Below are 3637 nucleotides of genomic sequence, written 5' to 3'. Positions count from 1 at the left end.
AGTAGTAAGTGGTAGGTCAAATACGAAACTATAGATGAATTGAAAAAGACTTACAACTTAAAACTTACAACTTAAAACTTCCTTTTGCTACTAAAAGTTATAAGTGATAGGTAGTAAGTAGTAAGTCAGATACGAAAGTATAGATGAATTAAAAAAGACTTACAACTTGGAACTTACAACTTACAACTTCCTTTTTGGGGGGTTAGCTCAGTTGGCTAGAGCATCTGCCTTGCACGCAGAGGGTCATCGGTTCGACTCCGATATCCTCCACAAAAAACAGTTCTTTCAAACTACGGATGTGACGTAAAGGTCTAATGGTTCGCAACCATAACATCAGCAATTAACTTTCAGGTTCGCAGGAATTTTGAAAGTTCTCTTTAGTTTCCTTCGGGGGCTACAGGGTAGTTCTTTGACATATTGGGAGTAAATATTTATAAGTTGTAAATGACGAGTAATAGTAATAACTCTTTTAAAGCACTTAAGGGCGTATGGTGGATGCCTTGGCTCTGAGAGACGATGAAGGACGTGGTAAGCTGCGATAAGCTTCGGGGAGCTGCACACAAGCGTTAAATCCGAAGATTTCCGAATGGGACAACCCGGCACACTGAAGGTGTGTCACTCCGCAAGGAGAGTCAACCCTGGGAACTGAAACATCTAAGTACCAGGAGGAAAAGAAAATAATAATGATTCCCCAAGTAGTGGCGAGCGAAAAGGGAAGAGCCCAAACTTTGGCAGCGTGCTGCCAGAGGGTTGTAGGACCGCATTTAGAAACCAACATCAAGCTGAACTTTCTGGAAAGTAAGGCCATAGCAGGTGATAGCCCTGTAAGCGGAAATTGTTGGGGACGAGCGGTATCCTGAGTAAGGCGGGACCGGAGGAATCCTGCCTGAATCTGCCGGCACCATCCGGTAAGGCTAAATACTTCTCAGAGACCGATAGTGAACCAGTACCGTAAGGGAAAGGTGAAAAGCACCCTAAACAAGGGAGTGAAATAGTACCTGAAACCGTGCGCCTACAAGCGGTCGGAGCATAGCAATATGTGACGGCGTGCCTTTTGCATAATGAGCCTACGAGTTACTCCTCACTGGCGAGGTTAAGTACTTAAGTTACGGAGCCGTAGCGAAAGCGAGTCCGAACAGGGCGTTTAGTCAGTGGGGGTAGACGCGAAACTTTGTGATCTATCCATGGGCAGGTTGAAGTTGTGGTAACACACAATGGAGGACCGAACTCATTAGCGTTGAAAAGCTATGGGATGACCTGTGGATAGGGGTGAAAGGCCAATCAAACTGAGAGATAGCTCGTTCTCCCCGAAATGTTTTTAGGAACAGCCTCGGATATAGATGTTTGCTAGAGGTAGAGCTACTGATTGGGCTAGGGGGCTTCACCGCCTACCAAACCCTGACAAACTCCGAATGCTAGCAAATTTCTCCGGGAGTGAGGCTGCGGGTGCTAAGATCCGTGGCCGAGAGGGAAATAACCCAGATTAGCAGCTAAGGTCCCTAATACGTAGTTAAGTTGATCAAACGAGGTGGGACTTCTATAACAGCCAGGATGTTGGCTTGGAAGCAGCCATTCATTTAAAGAGTGCGTAACAGCTCACTGGTCGAGAGGTCCTGCACGGAAAATAATCGGGCATCAAACTACGAACCGAAGCTCTAAGATTGCCACCAGGTGGTATATCGGTAGGGGAGCATTGAAATCTGCATCGAAGGTGTACGGCGACGTATGCTGGAGCGATTTCAAAAGAAAATGTAGGCATAAGTAGCGATAAAAGTAGTGAAAAACTACTTCACCGTAAGACTAAGGGTTCCTGATCAACGTTAATCGGATCAGGGTTAGTCGGGTCCTTAGGCAAACCCGAAAGGGGCAGCTGATGGAAAACTGGTTAATATTCCAGTACTCGCTTTAATTTCGATGGAGTGACGCAGAAGTGAACAGCACACGAGGGAAACGGAATTCCCCGTTTAAGCACGTAGCTATAGGTTTTACAGGCAAATCCGTAAGACTTGGCGAAATGCGAAAGTATATGAGGGCTTCGGCCTGATTGAGTGCTCTAATAGCTGCCGAGAAAAACTTCTAAGGTTAGGTTAAAGCGACCCGTACCGCAAACCGACACAGGTAGTCGAGGCGAATAGCCTAAGGTGCTCGGGTGAGCCGTGGAGAAGGAACTAGGCAAACTGTGGCTGTAACTTCGGGATAAAGCCAACCACCTTCTGGGTGGTCTCAGTAAAATGGTTCAACCAACTGTTTAACAAAAACACAGGGCCCTGCAAAATCGTAAGATGACGTATAGAGCCTGATACCTGCCCGGTGCTGGAAGGTTAAGGAAGGATGTTCGGCGCAAGCCAAAGCTTCTGACTGAAGCCCCAGTAAACGGCGGCCGTAACTATAACGGTCCTAAGGTAGCGAAATTCCTTGTCGGGTAAGTTCCGACCTGCACGAATGGTCTAATGAGTTGAACACTGTCTCCTCCACGAGCCCGGCGAAATTGTAGTATCGGTGAAGATGCCGGTTACCCGTCACGGGACGGAAAGACCCCGTGAACCTTCACTACAACTTTGCATTGATTTTGAGCAACCGATGTGTAGAATAGTTGGGACGCTTTGAAGTGCTGGCGCCAGTCGGCATGGAGCGGTCGTTGAAATACCAACCTTCGTTTGCTTAGAGTCTAATCCCTTTCGGGAAACAGTGCATGGTGGGTAGTTTGACTGGGGTGGTCGCCTCCTAAAAAGTAACGGAGGCTTGCAAAGGTTCCCTCAGTACGGTTGGTAATCGTACGCAGAGCGCATTAGTATAAGGGAGCTTGACTGTGAGACATACAAGTCTAGCAGGGTCGAAAGACGGCTAAAGTGATCCGGTGGTTCTGCATGGAAGGGCCATCGCTCAAAGGATAAAAGGTACTCCGGGGATAACAGGCTGATCTTTCCCAAGAGCTCATATCGACGGAAAGGTTTGGCACCTCGATGTCGGTTCGTCACATCCTGGGGCTGGAGAAGGTCCCAAGGGTTCGGCTGTTCGCCGATTAAAGTGGCACGTGAACTGGGTTCAGAACGTCGCAAGACAGTTCGGTCCCTATCTGTGATGGGCGTTAGAATATTGAGTGGACATGACCTTAGTACGAGAGGACCGGGTCGTACGGACCGCTGGTGTATCTGTTGTGCCGCCAGGTGCAGTGCAGAGTAGCTATGTCCGGCCAGGATAAACGCTGAAAGCATCTAAGCGTGAAACCTTCCACAAGATGAGTGTTCTTTTAAGGGTCGTCAAAGACGATGACGTTGATAGGCTACAGATGTACAGATGGTAACATCAAAGTCGAGTAGTACTAATTACCCGTACGCTTTAATTTTTTTAACAATTTTGAAATTATCAATAAGTTGTTAGTTCTGTTACTTTCATTTACAACTTTCCCAATATGACCTTATTTAAGTAGTAAGTAATAAGTGATAAGTAGTAAGTCGGTGGCGACAGCGAAAGCGGCGCCAAAGACCTATAACTTAAAACTTACAACTTATAACCTTCTTATGGTGGTTTTACCGAGGGTGTTCACCTCTTCCCATCCCGAACAGAGAAGTTAAGCCCCTCATGGCCGATGGTACTGCACAACAATGCGGGAGAGTAGGTAGCTGCCATATTTATT

Annotated in this window: 1 tRNA gene and 2 rRNA genes; all 3 read left to right on the top strand. The window is 47.0% G+C overall.

The annotated features are described in order from the left end of the window. The first annotated feature begins 196 nt into the window (after positions 1-196). The 3 genes from A4R26_RS05550 to rrf all read left to right on the top strand — a co-directional run bounded on the left by A4R26_RS05550 (position 197) and on the right by rrf (position 3632). Positions 197-270, top strand: a tRNA-Ala gene (locus A4R26_RS05550). A 198-nt stretch (positions 271-468) separates the two neighbouring features. After that, a 23S ribosomal RNA gene (locus A4R26_RS05545) occupies positions 469-3346 on the top strand. A gap of 174 nt (positions 3347-3520) precedes the next feature. Then, positions 3521-3632 (top strand): 5S ribosomal RNA (rrf, locus tag A4R26_RS05540). Positions 3633-3637: the final 5 nt, after the last annotated feature.

The sequence above is a fragment of the Niastella populi genome, assembly GCF_002078015.1.
GTDB lineage: Bacteria > Bacteroidota > Bacteroidia > Chitinophagales > Chitinophagaceae > Niastella > Niastella populi.
This window is presented reverse-complemented; position numbering and strand designations above follow the sequence as displayed.